The following is a 17,977-nucleotide window of genomic DNA, read 5'->3' as shown; positions in this document are numbered from 1 at the left end:
GTGAAATATAATTTGGTGAACCAACCTGTGAAAGGAAGAGGCGTAATGACAGAAATCGTAAAGGTAAGAGAACAGCTACAAATGTCGCTTTCTGATTTCCAAGAACAAGCTTCATTACAAAGCGGTCAAATTTTTGTAGTGGGTTGTAGCACGAGCGAAGTGCTAGGCGAAAGAATTGGAACATCAGGAACGATGGAAGTAGCAGAGGCGATTTTCTCTGAGTTAAAACAATTTCAAGAGCGAACAGGTATTGAATTAGCGTTTCAATGTTGTGAGCATTTAAACCGTGCTTTAGTAGTTGAGAGAGAAGTAGCGATAAAATATCAATTTGAAATTGTAACAGTTACGCCTGTTAGATCAGCAGGTGGTGCATTGGGGACATACGCGTATCACAATTTGAAAGATCCGGTAGTAGTTGAGTTTATTAAAGCTGATGCAGGAATGGATATTGGTGATACATTTATCGGTATGCATTTAAAGCATGTAGCTGTTCCGGTTCGTACAAGTGTGAAGGCAATTGGAAGTGCGCATGTAACGATGGCCAAAACACGTGGAAAACTAATTGGTGGAGCGCGTGCTGTCTATGCGGCAGTGGAAGAGACTACCACTTGCCGTTAAATATGAGAAATTAGGAAGTCATATAGTAACTGTTTATCATAAGATAAAAGGTATGTTGTCTGACTTTATAATAGAAGAAAGAAAAGACCGATTTTCGGTCTTTTTTTTCTTTTATGATATAGAAAGTCATGTTAGAATGTAGTTGAAAACATGAAGGTTCGAAAGAATTACAACCTGAATTTTCGTTTTTTCTGAATAAATAAGAAAAAACTGTTGGGAATCGATGTAATTCGTTCAGAAAAGGGGGATTTTGGTGGATCATTTAAAACGTCAAGATGAAAAGGTATTTGCTGCAATTGAGGCAGAACTAGGAAGACAGCGTTCAAAGATTGAGTTAATTGCTTCGGAAAACTTCGTAAGTGAAGCAGTAATGGAGGCACAAGGTTCTGTTTTAACGAATAAGTATGCTGAAGGATATCCTGGAAAACGTTACTATGGTGGCTGTGAACACGTAGACGTAGTAGAAGATATCGCACGTGATCGCGTGAAAGAAATTTTCGGCGCAGAGCACGTAAATGTTCAACCACACTCTGGTGCACAAGCGAACATGGCAGTATACTTTACGATTTTAGAGCAAGGCGATACAGTACTTGGTATGAACTTATCTCATGGTGGTCACTTAACACACGGAAGCCCTGTTAACTTCAGTGGAGTACAATATAATTTCGTAGAATATGGCGTGGATGCTGACTCTCACCGTATTAATTACGATGATGTATTAGCAAAAGCGAAAGAACATAAACCAAAATTAATCGTTGCAGGTGCAAGTGCATACCCTCGTGTTATCGATTTCAAGCGATTCCGTGAGATTGCAGATGAAGTGGGCGCTTATTTAATGGTTGATATGGCACATATCGCTGGTTTAGTAGCTGCTGGTTTACACCCAAATCCAGTACCACATGCACATTTCGTTACAACGACAACACATAAAACGTTACGTGGTCCGCGTGGTGGTATGATTTTATGTGAAGAGCAATTTGCAAAACAAATTGATAAATCAATCTTCCCTGGTATTCAAGGTGGTCCACTTATGCACGTAATCGCTGCAAAAGCTGTTGCATTTGGTGAAGCACTTCAAGATGATTTCAAAACATATGCACAAAATATCATTAACAATGCGAACCGCTTAGCTGAAGGTCTTCAAAAAGAAGGACTTACACTTGTTTCTGGCGGAACAGACAATCACTTAATCTTGATTGATGTTCGTAACTTAGAAATCACAGGTAAAGTAGCAGAGCACGTATTAGATGAAGTTGGTATTACAGTGAACAAAAATACAATTCCATTTGAAACAGCAAGCCCATTTGTAACAAGTGGTGTACGTATCGGTACAGCAGCTGTAACATCTCGTGGTTTCGGTTTAGAAGAAATGGATGAAATTGCGTCACTTATTGCTTATACATTAAAAAATCATGAAAATGAAGCTGCATTAGAAGAAGTACGTAAGCGTGTAGAAGCGTTAACTAGCAAATTCACAATGTATCCAAATCTATAATAGATTGAAGAAGACTGCCGAGACTTAATTGTTTTGGCGGTCTTTTTTGTGGACATATATTATTTTTAAAGTATGTATACAAATGATGAATAAATTTTGGCGATATAATGAAGGATACAGCTCCCATAATTGGTAAAGATACTAGATAGATTCATCGTAAAATCATGATTTTGCCAAATTTGCCCTTGAATATTAGTAGCGTTTTCTTTACAATCGTAAATAGTGTAAAAAAGCGTGCAAACGCATGAATATCATCTAAAGGAGAGATTCACATGGGAAAACTGTATGTATTTGATCACCCGTTAATTCAACATAAGATTACATATATTCGCGATAAGAATACAGGTACGAAAGATTTTCGTGAATTAGTGGACGAAGTAGCAAGTTTAATGGCTTTCGAAATTACTCGCGACCTTCCACTTAAGGACATTGAAATTGAAACACCTGTAAGCAAAGCGACAACAAAAGTGATCGCTGGTAAAAAACTTGGTTTAATTCCGATTTTACGTGCAGGTTTAGGAATGGTTGATGGAATTCTGAAATTAATTCCAGCAGCAAAAGTAGGACACGTTGGTTTATACCGTGACCCTAAAACATTGCAACCGGTAGAATACTATGTGAAACTTCCAACGGATGTAGAAGAGCGTGACTTTATCGTACTAGATCCGATGCTAGCAACAGGTGGTTCTGCGGCTGAAGCAATTAACTCTCTGAAAAAGCGCGGTGCGAAACAAATTAAATTAATGTGTATCGTTGCAGCTCCAGAAGGGGTAAAAGTAGTACAAGAAGAACATCCTGATGTTGATATTTATGTAGCAGCATTAGATGAGAAATTAAATGACCACGGATATGTAGTACCAGGTCTTGGTGATGCTGGTGACCGTTTATTCGGAACGAAGTAAGACAACTGACGAGCAGGGGAGATTTCCCAGCTCGTCTTTTTTGTTGTAAGCAAGTAGGGGAGGGGGAGAGGATAAATATACATCGTATATACAACATAAGTTGCATACACCTCACATATAATATAGAAGTCTTACGTCTGAGGAACACTATATTATGGAAGAAAAGCGTTATATCTCGAAAATATAATAGTGACAAACTTGTGAACATTTCCTTCTATTATAAAGAGAAAACTGTTAGAAATTGCATATATGTAACCAGTATTTAGAAGGGGAACGTTTTCATTTTTGGGAGGAAATGCCTAATACTCAAATTTTTAGATTTTTTACGATTTCTCGTTGACACTGTTAATACCCTATTGTATGCTAACAACGGGGATAGATGGTAGGGCTTTCAGTGACAAAATTACATCTATTCCGTGACGAAAATGTAAACTTTTTGTTTTGTATAGGATTTATGCAAAAAAATGAGTTATTATTAACACATCGTGAATGAGGGTTACATATTGGAGGGATGAATCTTTGCAAAAAAACGATCGCAGCCATATAAAAGCTTATGCTTTAATGTCAGGTATTCTTGCTCAATTAGTCGGTTCTATTCTTGTTGGAATCTTTGGTGGGCAGTGGATTGATAATAAGGTTGGAACGTTTCCGTTGTTTCTTATTATAGGGTTATTACTCGGACTAGGAACAGGGGTATACGCAATGATTCGACTCATTCGACATTACTATTCGGGAGAGCAATGATGATAGACGTACATGGACTTGTCCAAAGACAAAAGAAATATATGTACTACTTGCTTGCGCTTCTAGTGCTAGGATGGGGATTTACCTCTTACAAGGATGTATTTCTTGGACTGATTATCGGGACGATTTTCAGTTTTCTTAGTTTGCGCATCATTGCACGTAGAACAGACAAGCTGCTAGATCGCGTAACAAATGGAGAAAACGTGAAGTTCAAGGCAACAGCGGTAAGTACATATTCAAGATTCGCCACGATTGGGTTATTAATTTTATTTGCAGCCAAATATCAAGAGTTAATCGCGATGTGGGGCCTAGGTGTAGGATTGCTGACAGGATACCTTGTCATGATCATAGATTTTCTTTATTTAGAGTATAAGAGCAGGGAAGAGAGGTGAATTACTAGTGGAACACGGTAAATTAGTTGAATTTCTAGGTTTAACGTTCGATTTGTCATCAGTTATGATGGTTACTGTAGCAGCAGTTATTGTTTTCTTAATCGCTGTTATCGGAACTCGCAGCTTAGCTCTTCGCCCAACCGGGATGCAAAACTTCATGGAATGGGTGTTTGACTTCGTGAAAGGGATTATCAATAGTACGATGGACTGGAAAACAGGTGGACGTTTCTTAACGCTTGGCGTTACGCTTATCATGTTTATCATCGTATCGAACTTCCTTGGTTTACCATTCATGTATTCAGCAACTGAAGCTGGCGAACATATTGCATGGTGGAGATCACCAACGTCTGATCCAGCAGTTACATTAACATTAGCCGTGATGGTAGTTACCCTCACCCATTATTATGGAATTAAGATGAAGGGTACGAAAGAGTACGTAAAAGGTTATTTCCAACCTATGAAATTCTTATTCCCATTAAAGGTTATTGAGGAGTTTGCTAACACATTAACGTTAGGTCTTCGTTTATTTGGTAACATTTATGCAGGTGAGATCTTATTAGGATTACTTGCTAAGTTGGGCGGAGCATCAGTCCTTGGGGCATTAGGTGCGCTTGTACCAATGTTAGCATGGATGGGATTCAGTGTATTCGTTGGTTCAATCCAGGCATTTATTTTCGTTATGTTAACGATGGTTTATATGGCTCATAAAGTAAGCCATGACCATTAATATAATTTAAGTAAGAAAAAATTTATTTTTTTATAATACAAAGGAGGACAAATTAAATGAGTTTAGGTGTAATCGCAGCTGCAATTGCAATTGGTTTATCAGCATTAGGTGCAGGTATTGGTAACGGTCTTATCGTATCACGTACAATCGAAGGTGTTGCTCGTCAACCAGAATTAAAAGGCGCACTTCAAACAATTATGTTCATCGGGGTTGCTTTAGTTGAGGCACTTCCAATCATCGGTGTAGTTATTGCATTCATCGTAATGAACAAATAAGGGAGACTCCCCTTACATAGATGGCGAAGAGTGTTTTTCCGAACTTTCTTCGCCATTGCTTTATGAATGAAACGTATGTCTTTTTTTTTCATATGATCAATTTAGATATTTTGAAGGGAGTGAATCCTTGTGCCAACTTTATTATTAGGTGCTGCCATTCCATTTGGAACGATTGCTTATACATTGTTCATTTTCTTACTTCTATTAGTAATGCTACGCAAATTTGCGTGGGGTCCTTTAATGGGAATTATGAAAGAACGTGAAGAGCATGTTACTAATGAAATCGACGCTGCAGAAAGAAGTAATGCTGAGGCGAAGAAGTTAGTAGAAGAACAACGTGAAATGTTAAAACAATCACGTGTTGAAGCACAAGAGTTAATCGAAAGAGCGAAAAAGCAAGCTGTAGATCAAAAAGATGTTATTGTTGCTGCTGCGAAAGAAGAAGCAGAATCAATTAAAGCATCTGCTGTACAAGAAATTCAACGCGAAAAAGAGCAAGCAATTGCTGCTTTACAAGAACAAGTTGCTTCTTTATCTGTTCAAATTGCTTCTAAAGTAATTGAAAAAGAATTAAAAGAAGAAGATCAAGTGAAGTTAATTCGCGATTATATTAAAGAAGTAGGAGAAGCGCGATGAGCAATGGGATTGTAGCAAAACGTTATGCTGTCGCTCTTTTTAAAATTGCTAAAGAAAAACACGTATTAGAAATGTTTGAAGAGGAATTACGCCTTGTACAAAACGTTTATGTAAAGAACGGAGAACTACATAGCTTTTTAACGCAACCGAACATTTCAAAGGAACAAAAGAAAACGTTTCTTGCAAACGTATTCGGATCTGTTTCTGAATCTATTTTAAATACGTTATATATTTTAATTGATAACAAACGCATTGATATCTTACCTGAAATTGCAGATGAATATGTTGTTCTTGCTAATGAAGAACGTAACGTAGCGGATGCAACTGTATATTCTACTCGTCTTCTATCAGAAGAAGAGAAGCTTAACATTGCTGAAGCATTTGCAAAGAGAACGGGAAAAGATGCAATTCGCGTGAAAAATGTTGTAGATGAAGATTTACTAGGCGGAATTAAAGTACGTATTGGAAATCGCATTTATGACGGAAGTTTACAAGGAAAATTAGCACGTATTCAGCGTGAATTAATGAAGAATAGATAGGGGTGAAGCACATGAGCATCAGAGCTGAAGAAATTAGCGCACTGATAAAGCAACAAATCGAGAACTATCAGTCTGAAATCGAAGTTAGTGATGTTGGTACAGTTATCCAAGTTGGTGACGGTATCGCGCGTGCTCATGGTCTTGATAACGTAATGGCTGGTGAACTTGTAGAGTTCTCTAACGGCGTTATGGGACTAGCACAAAACTTAGAGGAAAACAACGTAGGTATTATCATTTTAGGACCTTACACAGAAATTCGTGAAGGTGACGAAGTTCGTCGTACTGGTCGCATCATGCAAGTACCGGTAGGAAAAGAACTAATTGGTCGTGTTGTAAACCCATTAGGTCAACCAGTTGATGGTTTAGGCCCAATCAATACAACAAACACTCGTCCAATCGAAAGTCCAGCACCAGGTGTAATGGATCGTAAATCTGTTCATGAGCCACTTCAAACAGGTATTAAAGCGATCGATGCTCTTGTACCAATTGGCCGTGGTCAACGTGAGTTAATCATCGGTGACCGTCAAACTGGTAAAACAGCGGTTGCACTTGATACAATCATTAACCAAAAAGATGAAGATATGATTTGTATCTATGTAGCAATTGGACAAAAAGAATCAACTGTACGTAACGTAGTAGAAACACTACGTAAGCACGGTGCATTAGAGTACACAATCGTTGTAACTGCATCTGCTTCTCAACCAGCTCCATTATTATACCTAGCTCCTTACGCTGGTGTAACAATGGGTGAAGAGTTCATGTACAATGGTAAACACGTATTAGTAGTATATGATGACTTATCAAAACAAGCAGCGGCTTACCGTGAGCTGTCATTACTATTACGTCGTCCTCCAGGTCGTGAAGCTTACCCAGGGGATGTATTCTACTTACATTCTCGCTTATTAGAGCGTGCAGCAAAATTAAGTGATGCAAAAGGCGGCGGTTCTTTAACTGCACTACCTTTCATCGAAACACAAGCAGGGGACGTATCAGCATACATCCCAACAAACGTAATTTCTATTACGGATGGACAAATCTTCTTACAATCTGACCTATTCTTCTCTGGCGTACGTCCAGCGATCGATGCGGGTACTTCTGTATCTCGTGTAGGTGGATCTGCTCAGATTAAAGCAATGAGTAAAGTATCAGGTACACTTCGTCTTGACCTTGCATCTTACCGTGAGTTAGAAGCGTTCGCTCAGTTCGGTTCTGACCTTGATAAAGCAACTCAAGCGAAATTAAACCGTGGTGCTCGTACTGTTGAGGTATTAAAACAAGGATTACACAAACCATTACGTGTAGAGAAACAAGTTATCATTCTTTACGCTTTAACACGTGGATTCCTAGATGATATCCCAGTAGTAGATATCACTCGTTTTGAAGAAGAATTCCATGCTTGGTTAGATTCTAATGCGACTGACTTATTAGAAGAAATCCGCACAACTAAGAAACTTGCGGATGACGACAAATTTGCAGCAGCAATCAATGGATTTAAAAAAGTATTTGTAGCTTCTGAATAATAAAAGCGGAAGCGGCTCGTTCTGAATGTGAGGGGGATGGAGCTTCTGACGAAGAGGCGGTGTTTGCCTCGTAGGAAGAAGTGAAGCCACCGAGCATTCAAGCCGCTGGAGCTAGATAGTATATATAAAAGGCATCTCGGGCTCTGAGATTGCTAAAGGTCATGTAAAGGAAAAGAGTAGGTGCACCTATTCTTTTCCTTCAATCATGAGCAAGAATATCTTGCAACGTAGATTAGGAAGAGGATTCTTACTAATCGTGCCAACTTCCGGAAAAAAGGTGGTGAAAACCTGTGGCATCTTTACGCGATATAAAAGCGAAGATTAACTCGACAAAGAAAACGAGTCAAATTACGAAAGCGATGGAGATGGTATCTGCATCTAAGTTAAACCGTGCAGAGCAAAATGCTAAATCTTTCGTTCCGTATATGGAAAAGATTCAAGAAGTAGTAGCGAGCATTGCGCAAGGAAGCAAAGGGATTAATCATCCAATGCTAAATGCGCGTCCTGTAAAGCGTACAGGATACATCGTTATTACGTCTGATCGCGGACTAGCAGGTGGTTATAACAGTAACGTATTACGTACAGTAAGTAACGTAATTCGTGAACGTCATAATATGGATTCAAACCAATATTCTATTATTGTGCTTGGACGACTAGGACGTGATTATTTAAAACGTCGCGGCTTTAACATTATTGATGAAGTAGTTGGATTATCTGACCACCCATCATTTACTGATATTAAAGACCTTGCTTCTCGAGCAATTGCGATGTTCGCAGATGGTGCTTATGATGAGCTGTACATCTACTACAACCATTACGTAAGTAAAATTTCACAAGAGGTAACGGAAAATAAAATTTTACCGCTTACTGATGTGGCGTCTGACAAACCGACGACAGCTTATGAATTCGAACCTTCTGAAGAAGAAATTTTAAAAGTACTATTGCCACAATACGCAGAAAGCTTAGTGTACGGTGCATTACTAGACGGTAAAGCAAGTGAACACGCAGCGCGTATGACAGCAATGAAGAGTGCTACAGACAACGCAATGGAAGTTATCGATTCACTTACACTTTCATTCAACCGTGCGCGTCAGGCAGCGATTACGCAAGAAATTACGGAAATCGTTGGTGGAGCAGCAGCGTTAGAATAGTATTAAAAGGCGGAAGCGGTTCGTTCAGAATGAGAGGGGGATGGAGCTTTTGACGTAGAGGCGATTTGTGCCTCGTAGGAAAAAGCGAAGCCACCGAACATTCTAACCGCTGGAGCTAGATTCAATAAAAAGCGGAAGCGGCTCTGTCAAAAGAGTCGCGTAAGCTATAAACCAATAAAAAATTAAAAGCTAGCTGCTCGTAGAAAGTTGGCTAATTAAAAGAAAGCTAGGAGGGAACCCGATGAATAAAGGGCGCGTTACGCAAATCATGGGTCCGGTTGTAGACGTTAAGTTTGATGGCGGAAAGCTACCAGAAATCTACAACGCCCTTACGGTAAAACAAAGCAACGAAAACGGAAGTATTAACTTAACATTTGAAGTTGCACTTCATTTAGGTGATGATACAGTTCGTACAGTTGCGATGTCTTCCACAGATGGACTTGTTCGTGGCACAGAAGTAGAAGATACTGGTAAACCAATCTCTGTACCAGTTGGTGATGTAACACTTGGTCGCGTATTTAACGTATTAGGTGATGCAATTGACTTAGATGGTGAGGTTCCTGCAGATGTACATCGTGATCCAATTCACCGTCAAGCACCTGCATTCGAAGAATTATCTACTAAAGTAGAAATTCTTGAAACTGGTATTAAAGTAGTAGACTTACTTGCTCCTTACATTAAGGGTGGTAAGATCGGCCTATTCGGTGGTGCCGGCGTAGGTAAAACAGTATTAATTCAGGAATTAATTAACAACATCGCACAAGAGCACGGTGGTATCTCTGTATTCGCTGGTGTAGGTGAGCGTACTCGTGAGGGTAATGACTTATACCACGAAATGAGCGATTCTGGCGTAATCAAGAAAACTGCGATGGTATTCGGACAAATGAACGAGCCACCTGGAGCACGTCAACGTGTTGCATTAACAGGTTTAACAATGGCTGAGCATTTCCGTGATGAGCAAGGACAAGACGTACTTCTGTTCATCGATAACATCTTCCGTTTCACGCAAGCGGGTTCTGAAGTATCTGCCCTTCTTGGTCGTATGCCATCTGCGGTAGGTTACCAACCAACACTTGCAACAGAAATGGGTCAATTACAAGAGCGTATTACATCTACAAATAAAGGGTCTATCACGTCTATCCAAGCGGTATATGTACCAGCCGATGACTATACTGACCCAGCACCAGCTACAACGTTCGCTCACTTAGATGCAACAACAAACTTAGAGCGTCGTTTAACGCAAATGGGTATTTACCCAGCCGTAGATCCATTAGCATCTACATCTCGTGCACTTTCTCCAGAAATCGTAGGAGAAGAACATTATGAAGTAGCTCGTCAAGTACAGCAAACTTTACAACGTTATAAAGAGCTTCAAGATATCATCGCTATCTTAGGTATGGATGAGTTATCTGAAGAAGATAAGTTAGTTGTACATCGTGCTCGTCGTATTCAATTCTTCTTATCTCAAAACTTCCACGTAGCTGAGCAGTTTACAGGTCAAAAAGGTTCTTACGTACCTGTAAAGAATACAGTTAGTGGTTTCAAAGAAATTCTAGAAGGAAAATATGATGACCTTCCAGAAGATGCATTCCGCTTAGTAGGTGGCATTGAAGAAGTTATTGAAAACGCGAAGAAAATGATGGCGTAAGGCCTTAGGAGGGACGAAGTATGAAGACATTTCCAGTCAGTATTGTAACTCCTGATGGACCGGTTTACGAAAAAGAAGTAGAAATGGTAAGTGTAAAAGCAGAGAGTGGGGAAATGGGGATCTTACCAGGTCACATTCCAACTGTTGCACCATTAAAAATTAGTGCAGTTCGTCTGAAAAATGGTGGACACACTGATTATGTAGCAGTAAGCGGTGGCTTTATCGAAGTTCGTCCAGATAAAGTGACTGTATTATCATCATCTGCTGAAGAAGCAAACCATATCGATATCCATCGCGCAAATGAAGCGAAGCGTCGCGCTGAGCAACGTCTGCAAGATAAACAAGCACATGTTGACTTTAAACGTGCAGAAATGGCATTACAACGTGCCGTGAACCGTTTAAACGTTTCCGATATGAAGTGAAAAAATCCGTAAGGGCTTTGCCTTTACGGATTTTTTTTTTGTGTATTTTATGGATAATTTTACAAAACTGGTATAATTATATTGATGCTTGTATAAGTAGAAGTGTACAACAATTTATATTTCATAAAGGGGATGAATCAATGATTGGTGAAATGAAGCGAGAAGCATTGTACTCTTTAAAGGGAAAATGGGGACTAGGTGTTGGATCAACAATTTTATATTTTATTTTAAGTTATGTCGTTTCGATGGCTGCAATGCTTATACTATTAATTCCAGGAATTATTATATTTCTCTTATTTGCTGGTCTAGCAGGTTCACTTGAAGGGCAAACAATATCAAATGGAGCAAGTGTTACATTCGGGATTTTTTATTGCATTATGATAATTTTGAGTAGCGCATCGTATGGGATTACATCATACGGTTATACAAATGTATTTTTACAGATCAGTATACGAGAAGATGCTAAAGTAGATTACTTATTTGAAGGATTTCGTGGCTTTAAAAGAATGATGAAAACAATGTGGGCAATGCTTGCAATTTTATTATATACAGGTACATGGATTCCGATATTGTTAGTAGCCTTATTTGCATTTTTTGGTGAAGAAGGAAATGCGTCGTTTGCTATTGCTATCTGTGTACTACTAGAAATTTCAATTGTTGGTATGATTGTGATGTATTTTTCTTATGCACTGACGTACTATGTGATGATTGAAAATCCAGAATATAGTGTTTCGCAGGCGATGAAGGAAAGTAAGAATCTTATGAAGGGTCATAAGTTAGATTTGTTTCTTTTATGGCTGAGCTTCATAGGATGGGCTATTTTAGCGCTTCTTACTTTTGGAATAGGATTTCTTTGGCTTAGTCCGTATATGAGTACGACGACAGCACACTTTTATCGCTATATTTCAAAAGGTGAATTTCAATAGTAACATGCTATACTAATAGAATTATTGTGTATAGGAGGCGAGGCTACGCATGATTAGTGATTTAAAAGGAGAAGCACTAGATTCATTAGAAGGGAAATGGGGATTAGCTGTTGGAGCTACACTACTCATTTCAATTCTTATCACGGCTTTTAGTTTTAGTGTTGATTGGGGATTTTCTTTAATTTTCGGTTGGCAAAAAACAAATGGTTCACTTTCAACGAATATTCTTACATTTTTTGTTACTGGACCGTTAACTTTAGGTGGATATTACCTTGGTTTAAATATCCTTCGTGAAAAGCAAGCTAGTATTGGTAATATATTCATTTGGTTTTCAGAGGGAAAGAGATTTCTAAAATCATTTTTATTATATTTATTAGTAAATCTTTATCTTTTCTTATGGACGTTATTGTTCATTATTCCAGGTATTATTAAATCTTTTTCTTATGCGATGACATACTTTATTATAAACGATCATCCTGAGTATTCACTGAACCAAGCTATTACAGAAAGTCGTCGTATGATGGATGGACATAAGATGGAGTATTTCATTTTATGTTTAAGTTTTATTGGCTGGTTTATATTAAGTTGTATTACATTAGGAATTGGATTCCTGTGGTTAATTCCATATTTCTATACGACATCTGCAGCTTTTTACGAAGAGATCGCAGAAGAATATTATGAGAAAAATATTTAGCATTATAAAATCCCCAGTATGAATTATTTGTTCATACTGGGGGTTTTTTGTAGAAATTTTATAAACTGATTACTAGTAAGTGGTTTACTGAAATAGTAACCTTGCATATATTTACAGTTATGTTTTTGCAGAAACTTAAGCTGTTTTTCGGTTTCAATTCCTTCGGCAACGACTGAAAGATTTAAAGTATTTGCGAGGGAAAGTATTGTAGAAACGATGGCTCGTTCTTCAGGACGATGATCAGCTAATTGTGTAAATTCTCTCGGTACTTTTAATGTGTCGATTGGAAAAATTGATAAATAAGCAAGAGAAGAATACCCAGTACCGAAGTCATCAATGGAAGTTTGGATACCGTATTCTTTTAATTGCTTCAGTCTTAATAACGTTTCTTTCTCGTCAATCATTGCAATCCTTTCTGTTAACTCAAGGGTTACATATTTTGGATCGACTTGCACGTCGTTTAATATTTGTGAAATGCTTTCAATTAATTGATCTTGCCGGAACTCTTTTGCGGATAGATTAACACTTATTTTTAAATTTTGGTAGCCAAAGGTATGCCATATTTTTAATTGGAGACAAGCTTCTTGTAATACCCAATGTCCAAGTGGGACTACTTGTGGCGTCTCTTCTACAATTGGAATAAACTCACATGGTGAAATGTCACCTAATAGTGGGTGTTTCCAACGTATTAAAGCTTCAGCACCGATAATTTTATTTGTTGTCGTATCAATTTGTGGTTGGTAAACGAGATAAAATTCTTTGTTTACTAAAGCGATGGGCAAATCTTTTTCAATTCGAGCTTTTCGTTCCATTTTTTTATATAGTTCTTTCGTGTAAAGAGAGCTACCGTTTTTTCCTTTATTCTTTGCTTCGTACATGGCCATATCAGCATGCTGCAAAATGGATAGCGCATCTTCACCTGCTTCAGGATATATTGCAATTCCGATGCTCGGTGAGATTTGTAAATGTTGATTTTCGATTTCAAATGGCTCATTCATGGCCGCTACAATCCTATCAGCTATTTTTTGGACATCTGGCTTTTTTTTGTAATTCTCGATAAGGATTGTGAACTCATCCCCAGCTAGCCGCGCGAGTTTCATATTTGATGTTGCTATTCTTTCGAGCCTTTTTGCTACTGCGATGAGCAACAGGTCTCCTACTCGATGACCGAGGGTATCATTAATAACTTTAAAACGGTCTAGGTCGAGAAACATAACAGCAAAAGGCTTTTTCGATATTTTTGCTCGCGCAATTGCCTGTTCTAAATGTTGATGAAATGCACGTCGATTTGCAAGCTCTGTTAAAGTGTCATGGTATGCTAGGAAATTAATTTGTTCTTGTTGTTGCTTGCTTTCTGTAATATCTTTAATCATTAAATAAACCCCAGAAATTTTCTCCTTTAAAAAGATCGGTACGGCGGTAACGTGCAAGTAGTAAATATCTCTGTTTTTATGGTACGCCCGTATTTCTAAAGAGATAGAATACCCCTTTTTCACGCGATGAAAGGCGTTAATCATTTCTTCTAAATCTTCTTCGTATATGAGTGAATAGTAAGGCTGGTTTAATAATTCATTCGTTTGATAACCGAGTAAAGTAGTACCAGCGTTATTTACTTTGAGAAAATTACCGTACAAATCTAATGTGAAGATTGGATCTGGATGATGCTCGTATAAAGATTTAAACATTTGTTGATTATGATAGAATGATAGAGTTCATTTTTCTGTTCTACTAAATCTTCTGTACGTAGTTTAATTTGTTTCTCGAGTTCTGAGTTGAATTGCATTTGAGCTAGCAATAAGATTTTATTTTGTTTTCGAACTAAACTATGACGTATGAGAACGAAAGAGAAAGTTATTATAAGTCCGATTACTATAATAGGCGCAAAAACGTATTCAACTAATATGAAAACAATAAGCATTACTACCGAAATATACGGTAATGATAATCGGATTGATTCACCAATTTTAGGTGTTAGTAGTACTTGTTCTTGTTTTTCAGGCTTTTTTGTATGGAGAATACAGGCGATTGCTACTAGTACTAAGGTTACTTGATAGAAAGGAGTAACTGTAAACATAGAATACTCTGGTATGAAGTATTTTATATACGCATAAATCGCATCTGTAGTAGCATATAAAATTAAAGCACTGCCAAGAAGTGCACCGACCTTTTTAGGTAATAAGGATAGTGGTTTGAATAAAAGGTTGATTCCTATTAAGAGAAAGAGTAAATCAGCCATTGGATAGGTAAGTTGAACAAATATGTCGATATAGGATGTTGTAAAGATATGAATAGTTCGTTCAATAAGTAAGTAGTAACTTAAAGTAAATTGGGCTGTAACGATAATACAAATATCACATAGCATAAAAAGTTTTTCTAATAAATCTCGGTTATAAATGATTTCGTATAGAAAGGCAAACGTAAAGCTAACTAAAAAAAGTAAGTAAAAAAAGTCAGATGGATCAACGAACGTATAGAAGTCCTTTACAATTAAACGCTGATAGGCAACGACTATATCACCGATAAAATAAGAGAGAGCTCCAACAGATAATATGATCCAAAATAAACGAGATAGCCCTTCTTTCATGTTTGAAAAATAAAGTAAATAACTACAAGCGATAATATCAATTAATAGGGTACTCATTCCGATTAATAGCTGAAAAGAAAATGAGTATTCATATAGAAAAGGCATCGCTACATAGTGAAGCGTTATAGACAGCAATACAATGCTTATAAGAATACTTACATGTGTTTGTTTTTTCATTTATATCACCTACGGTTTCTTGAAAAGCATATATAAGTTTTATATTTATTTTGCACAATTATAGCAAGTTGTAAAGATAGATTTTAATAATTCTTGTTTCTGCCTCCCAACATATCGACATAGGAATTTGAATTTTGCTATAATGATTAGAATAGTTGCATTATTTAGAAAAATTTAAAAATAATAATTACTGCAACTAGGACATATTGTTTACTATGTGAACTTGTTCTTAATTTAGGGGGGAGGGTTTCACAATGGCAAGTGTATATGAAAATAGTTATATGATCGTTTTGATTTTCTTGCTATTAGGTATATTGCTGCCGGTAGTGGCTCTTACATTAGGAAGGATGCTGCGCCCAAATAAACCAAGTGCAGCAAAGGCGACGACGTATGAGAGTGGAATTGAGCCTTTTCATGATGCAAATATTCGGTTTCATGCTCGTTATTATATTTTCGCTTTATTGTTTGTGATCTTTGATGTAGAAACTTTATTTTTATATCCTTGGGCTGTTGCGTATGACAAGCTAGGTTTATTTGCATTAATTGAAATGCTCATCTTTGTTGTAATGTTGCTAGTTGGATTAGCGTATGCTTGGAAAAAGAAGGTGTTACAATGGTTATAAATTTTGAGGAATTACATCCAAATGAGCGAGCAGAATTAGAACGAAATATCTTTTTTTCTACATTGGAACAGTTGAAAGGATGGGCGAGGAGCAATTCTTTATGGCCGATGACATTCGGACTGGCGTGCTGTGCAATTGAAATGATGGGAGTAGGTTCATCACATTATGATTTAGATCGATTTGGGTCATTTTTTCGGACTTCACCAAGGCAATCGGACGTCATGATTGTATCGGGAACGGTAACGAAGAAGATGGCTCCTATTGTTCGGCGCTTATATGATCAAATGCCCGAACCGAAATGGGTTATTGCGATGGGATCTTGTGCGACAGCAGGTGGTCCGTATGTAAATTCATATGCTGTTGTGAAAGGTGTAGACCAAATTGTACCAGTTGATGTGTATATTCCTGGTTGTCCCCCAAATCCAGCTGCTTTAATTTATGGAATCAATAAATTAAAAGAAAAAATTCGTTACGAAGCAAAGACCGGGAAGCAGGTGACGAATAAATGAGCAATCCAAATAAAGATTTAGAGGAGCTGAAAAAAGAAGCAGCTAGGCGTGCAAAAGAAGAAGCGAGAAAACGCCTTGTAGCGAAACACGAGGCGGAAATAAGTGAGCTTGAGGAAGAAGATCAAGAAAAAGAGAAAGCGCTACCAAAAAACGATGATATTACTATAGAAGAAGCAAAACGACGTGCAGCAGCGGCTGCAAAAGCAAAAGTGACGGCGTTAGCGAAGCAGAAAAGAGAAGGAACCGAAGAAGTAACGGAAGAAGAAAAAGCAAAAGCCAAGGCGAAGGCAGCAGCGGCTGCAAAAGCAAAAGCGGCAGCGTTAGCGAAGCAGAAAAGAGAAGGAACCGAAGAAGTGACGGAAGAAGAAAAAGCGAAAGCCAAGGCGAAGGCAGCAGCAGCTGCAAAAGCAAAAGCGGCGACGTTAGCGAAGCAGAAAAGAGAAGGAATAGAAGAAGTAACGGAAGAAGAAAAAGCGAAAGCCAAGGCGAAGGCAGCAGCGGCTGCAAAAGCAAAAGTGGCGGCGTTAGCGAAGCAGAAAAGAGAAGGAATAGAAGAAGTAACGGAAGAAGAAAAAGCGAAAGCCAAGGCAAAAGCGGCGGCGTTAGCGAAGCAGAAAAGAGAAGGGACAGAAGAAGTAACGGAAGAAGAAAAAGCGAAAGCCAAGGCAAAAGCGGCGGCGTTAGCGAAGCAGAAAAGAGAAGGGACAGAAGAAGTAACGGAAGAAGAAAAAGCGAAAGCCAAGGCAAAAGCGGCAGCATTGGCGAAGCAGAAAGCCTCGCAAGGTGATGGGGATTCGGGAGATGAAAAGGCAAAGGCAATTGCAGCGGCAAAAGCGAAAGCAGCAGCGGCTGCAAGAGCGAAGACAAAGGGGGCTGAAGGTAAGAAAGAGGATGAGCCGAAGCAGGAAGAACTGTCCGTAAATCAGCCGTATTTAAATCAGTATGTTGAGGCTATTAGGGAGAAGTTAGGAGAGGGTGCATTAGTAGATTCCTACATTAATAAACTGTCAAAGGATGTGCCAACTCTTGTGGTGGATCCCGAAAAATATTATGAAGTGATGGAGTCACTGCGATTCCATGAGGGACTTGCTTTTGATTATATGTCAGAGCTACATGCGACGGATTTTGTGACACATATGGAAGTGTATGTTCATTTGTTTTCATATAGTAAGAAACAATCGGTAGCGGTGAAGGTAAAGCTAGACCGAGAAACGCCGCAAGTCGAATCTGTGACAGCGCTTTGGAAAGGGGCTGACTGGCCGGAGCGAGAAGCATACGATTTGCTCGGCATTATATTTAAAGGGCATCCGAATTTAACACGTATTTTAATGCCAGAGGATTGGGTAGGATATCCGCTTAGAAAAGACTATGAACCGTATGATGTGGAGGTGTAGC

Annotated in this window: 19 protein-coding genes and 1 pseudogene; 19 read left to right on the top strand and 1 reads right to left on the bottom strand. The window is 38.3% G+C overall.

Features of this window, described 5'->3' with window-relative positions:
* The first annotated feature begins 45 nt into the window (after positions 1-45).
* From ACXKY9_RS26520 to ACXKY9_RS26445, 16 genes are all read left to right on the top strand, one after another.
* Positions 46-618, top strand: coding sequence for a TIGR01440 family protein (locus tag ACXKY9_RS26520; protein WP_000136381.1), 573 nt, complete (start codon positions 46-48; stop codon positions 616-618).
* A 253-nt stretch (positions 619-871) separates the two neighbouring features.
* Positions 872-2,113 carry a serine hydroxymethyltransferase gene (glyA, locus tag ACXKY9_RS26515; protein ID WP_000349807.1) on the top strand — a complete coding sequence of 414 codons (1,242 nt, stop codon included), beginning with the start codon at positions 872-874 and terminating at the stop codon, positions 2,111-2,113.
* A gap of 272 nt (positions 2,114-2,385) precedes the next feature.
* Positions 2,386-3,015, top strand: coding sequence for a uracil phosphoribosyltransferase (upp, locus tag ACXKY9_RS26510; protein ID WP_000517539.1), 630 nt, complete (start codon positions 2,386-2,388; stop codon positions 3,013-3,015).
* A 379-nt stretch (positions 3,016-3,394) separates the two neighbouring features.
* Complete coding sequence (locus tag ACXKY9_RS26505) at positions 3,395-3,508, top strand: DUF4024 domain-containing protein (protein ID WP_000232962.1); 114 nt, start codon at positions 3,395-3,397, stop codon at positions 3,506-3,508.
* A 26-nt stretch (positions 3,509-3,534) separates the two neighbouring features.
* Positions 3,535-3,759 (top strand): AtpZ/AtpI family protein, encoded by a 225-nt coding sequence (locus tag ACXKY9_RS26500; protein WP_001171223.1) that lies wholly within the window; start codon positions 3,535-3,537, stop codon positions 3,757-3,759.
* Positions 3,759-4,151 carry an ATP synthase subunit I gene (locus tag ACXKY9_RS26495; RefSeq protein WP_000567600.1) on the top strand — a complete coding sequence of 131 codons (393 nt, stop codon included), beginning with the start codon at positions 3,759-3,761 and terminating at the stop codon, positions 4,149-4,151. The genes ACXKY9_RS26500 and ACXKY9_RS26495 overlap by 1 nt, the downstream gene beginning before the upstream one ends.
* Before the next feature lie 7 nt (positions 4,152-4,158).
* Complete coding sequence (gene atpB, locus ACXKY9_RS26490; protein WP_000399871.1) at positions 4,159-4,878, top strand: F0F1 ATP synthase subunit A; 720 nt, start codon at positions 4,159-4,161, stop codon at positions 4,876-4,878.
* Between the two features lie 56 nt (positions 4,879-4,934).
* Positions 4,935-5,153 carry a F0F1 ATP synthase subunit C gene (gene atpE / locus ACXKY9_RS26485; RefSeq protein WP_000052064.1) on the top strand — a complete coding sequence of 73 codons (219 nt, stop codon included), beginning with the start codon at positions 4,935-4,937 and terminating at the stop codon, positions 5,151-5,153.
* Positions 5,154-5,282: 129 nt separating this feature from the next.
* Positions 5,283-5,789: a F0F1 ATP synthase subunit B gene (gene atpF, locus ACXKY9_RS26480; RefSeq protein WP_001142618.1), complete on the top strand. Its 507-nt coding sequence runs from the start codon at positions 5,283-5,285 to the stop codon at positions 5,787-5,789.
* Positions 5,786-6,328, top strand: coding sequence for a F0F1 ATP synthase subunit delta (gene atpH, locus ACXKY9_RS26475; RefSeq protein ID WP_000064683.1), 543 nt, complete (start codon positions 5,786-5,788; stop codon positions 6,326-6,328). The genes atpF and atpH overlap by 4 nt, the downstream gene beginning before the upstream one ends.
* 11 nt (positions 6,329-6,339) lie before the next feature.
* The gene (atpA, locus tag ACXKY9_RS26470) at positions 6,340-7,848 is read left to right on the top strand and encodes a F0F1 ATP synthase subunit alpha (RefSeq protein ID WP_000027518.1); all 1,509 of its coding nucleotides are present in this window, start codon (positions 6,340-6,342) and stop codon (positions 7,846-7,848) included.
* Between the two features lie 290 nt (positions 7,849-8,138).
* Positions 8,139-8,999 (top strand): F0F1 ATP synthase subunit gamma, encoded by an 861-nt coding sequence (gene atpG, locus ACXKY9_RS26465; RefSeq protein ID WP_000157696.1) that lies wholly within the window; start codon positions 8,139-8,141, stop codon positions 8,997-8,999.
* Positions 9,000-9,240: 241 nt separating this feature from the next.
* Complete coding sequence (gene atpD / locus ACXKY9_RS26460) at positions 9,241-10,647, top strand: F0F1 ATP synthase subunit beta (RefSeq protein WP_001032593.1); 1,407 nt, start codon at positions 9,241-9,243, stop codon at positions 10,645-10,647.
* Positions 10,648-10,667: 20 nt separating this feature from the next.
* Positions 10,668-11,069, top strand: a complete 402-nt coding sequence (gene atpC / locus ACXKY9_RS26455; protein ID WP_000847211.1) for a F0F1 ATP synthase subunit epsilon — start codon at positions 10,668-10,670, stop codon at positions 11,067-11,069.
* 38 nt (positions 11,070-11,107) lie between these two features.
* The gene (locus ACXKY9_RS26450; RefSeq protein ID WP_103580701.1) at positions 11,108-11,995 is read left to right on the top strand and encodes a DUF975 family protein; all 888 of its coding nucleotides are present in this window, start codon (positions 11,108-11,110) and stop codon (positions 11,993-11,995) included.
* Between the two features lie 49 nt (positions 11,996-12,044).
* Entirely contained in the window at positions 12,045-12,689 is a 645-nt protein-coding gene (locus tag ACXKY9_RS26445; protein ID WP_000622463.1) for a DUF975 family protein, read from the top strand.
* 23 nt (positions 12,690-12,712) lie between these two features.
* On the opposite strand, the pseudogene ACXKY9_RS26440 reads toward ACXKY9_RS26445, so the two are convergent.
* Positions 12,713-15,450, bottom strand: a pseudogene (locus ACXKY9_RS26440) (sensor domain-containing protein).
* Between the two features lie 254 nt (positions 15,451-15,704).
* Here ACXKY9_RS26440 and nuoA point away from each other — a divergent pair.
* The 3 genes from nuoA to ACXKY9_RS26425 are packed head-to-tail and all read left to right on the top strand — an operon-like array spanning position 15,705 to position 17,976.
* Entirely contained in the window at positions 15,705-16,073 is a 369-nt protein-coding gene (nuoA, locus tag ACXKY9_RS26435; RefSeq protein ID WP_000179273.1) for an NADH-quinone oxidoreductase subunit NuoA, read from the top strand.
* Entirely contained in the window at positions 16,064-16,582 is a 519-nt protein-coding gene (gene nuoB / locus ACXKY9_RS26430; protein ID WP_000236331.1) for an NADH-quinone oxidoreductase subunit NuoB, read from the top strand. Before nuoA ends, nuoB begins: the two co-directional genes overlap by 10 nt.
* Positions 16,579-17,976: an NADH-quinone oxidoreductase subunit C gene (locus tag ACXKY9_RS26425; RefSeq protein WP_015382512.1), complete on the top strand. Its 1,398-nt coding sequence runs from the start codon at positions 16,579-16,581 to the stop codon at positions 17,974-17,976. The genes nuoB and ACXKY9_RS26425 overlap by 4 nt, the downstream gene beginning before the upstream one ends.
* The last annotated feature ends 1 nt before the right edge of the window (position 17,977 follow it).

Source organism: Bacillus sp. 2175 (assembly GCF_057812155.1).
The sequence above is the reverse complement of the archived record's forward strand: the minus strand, read 5'-3'. Positions and strand labels throughout refer to the sequence as shown.

What these genes read in the sequence shown, in the direction of transcription:
- ACXKY9_RS26520 (WP_000136381.1), top strand. Translation starts at nt 46, where the DNA reads ATGACAGAAATCGTAAAGGTAAGAGAACAGCTACAAATGTCGCTTTCT.
- upp (WP_000517539.1), top strand. Translation starts at nt 2,386, where the DNA reads ATGGGAAAACTGTATGTATTTGATCACCCGTTAATTCAACATAAGATT.
- ACXKY9_RS26505 (WP_000232962.1), top strand. Translation starts at nt 3,395, where the DNA reads ATGGTAGGGCTTTCAGTGACAAAATTACATCTATTCCGTGACGAAAAT.
- ACXKY9_RS26495 (WP_000567600.1), top strand. Translation starts at nt 3,759, where the DNA reads ATGATAGACGTACATGGACTTGTCCAAAGACAAAAGAAATATATGTAC.
- atpE (WP_000052064.1), top strand. Translation starts at nt 4,935, where the DNA reads ATGAGTTTAGGTGTAATCGCAGCTGCAATTGCAATTGGTTTATCAGCA.
- atpH (WP_000064683.1), top strand. Translation starts at nt 5,786, where the DNA reads ATGAGCAATGGGATTGTAGCAAAACGTTATGCTGTCGCTCTTTTTAAA.
- atpA (WP_000027518.1), top strand. Translation starts at nt 6,340, where the DNA reads ATGAGCATCAGAGCTGAAGAAATTAGCGCACTGATAAAGCAACAAATC.
- atpD (WP_001032593.1), top strand. Translation starts at nt 9,241, where the DNA reads ATGAATAAAGGGCGCGTTACGCAAATCATGGGTCCGGTTGTAGACGTT.
- atpC (WP_000847211.1), top strand. Translation starts at nt 10,668, where the DNA reads ATGAAGACATTTCCAGTCAGTATTGTAACTCCTGATGGACCGGTTTAC.
- ACXKY9_RS26445 (WP_000622463.1), top strand. Translation starts at nt 12,045, where the DNA reads ATGATTAGTGATTTAAAAGGAGAAGCACTAGATTCATTAGAAGGGAAA.
- nuoA (WP_000179273.1), top strand. Translation starts at nt 15,705, where the DNA reads ATGGCAAGTGTATATGAAAATAGTTATATGATCGTTTTGATTTTCTTG.
- nuoB (WP_000236331.1), top strand. Translation starts at nt 16,064, where the DNA reads ATGGTTATAAATTTTGAGGAATTACATCCAAATGAGCGAGCAGAATTA.
- ACXKY9_RS26425 (WP_015382512.1), top strand. Translation starts at nt 16,579, where the DNA reads ATGAGCAATCCAAATAAAGATTTAGAGGAGCTGAAAAAAGAAGCAGCT.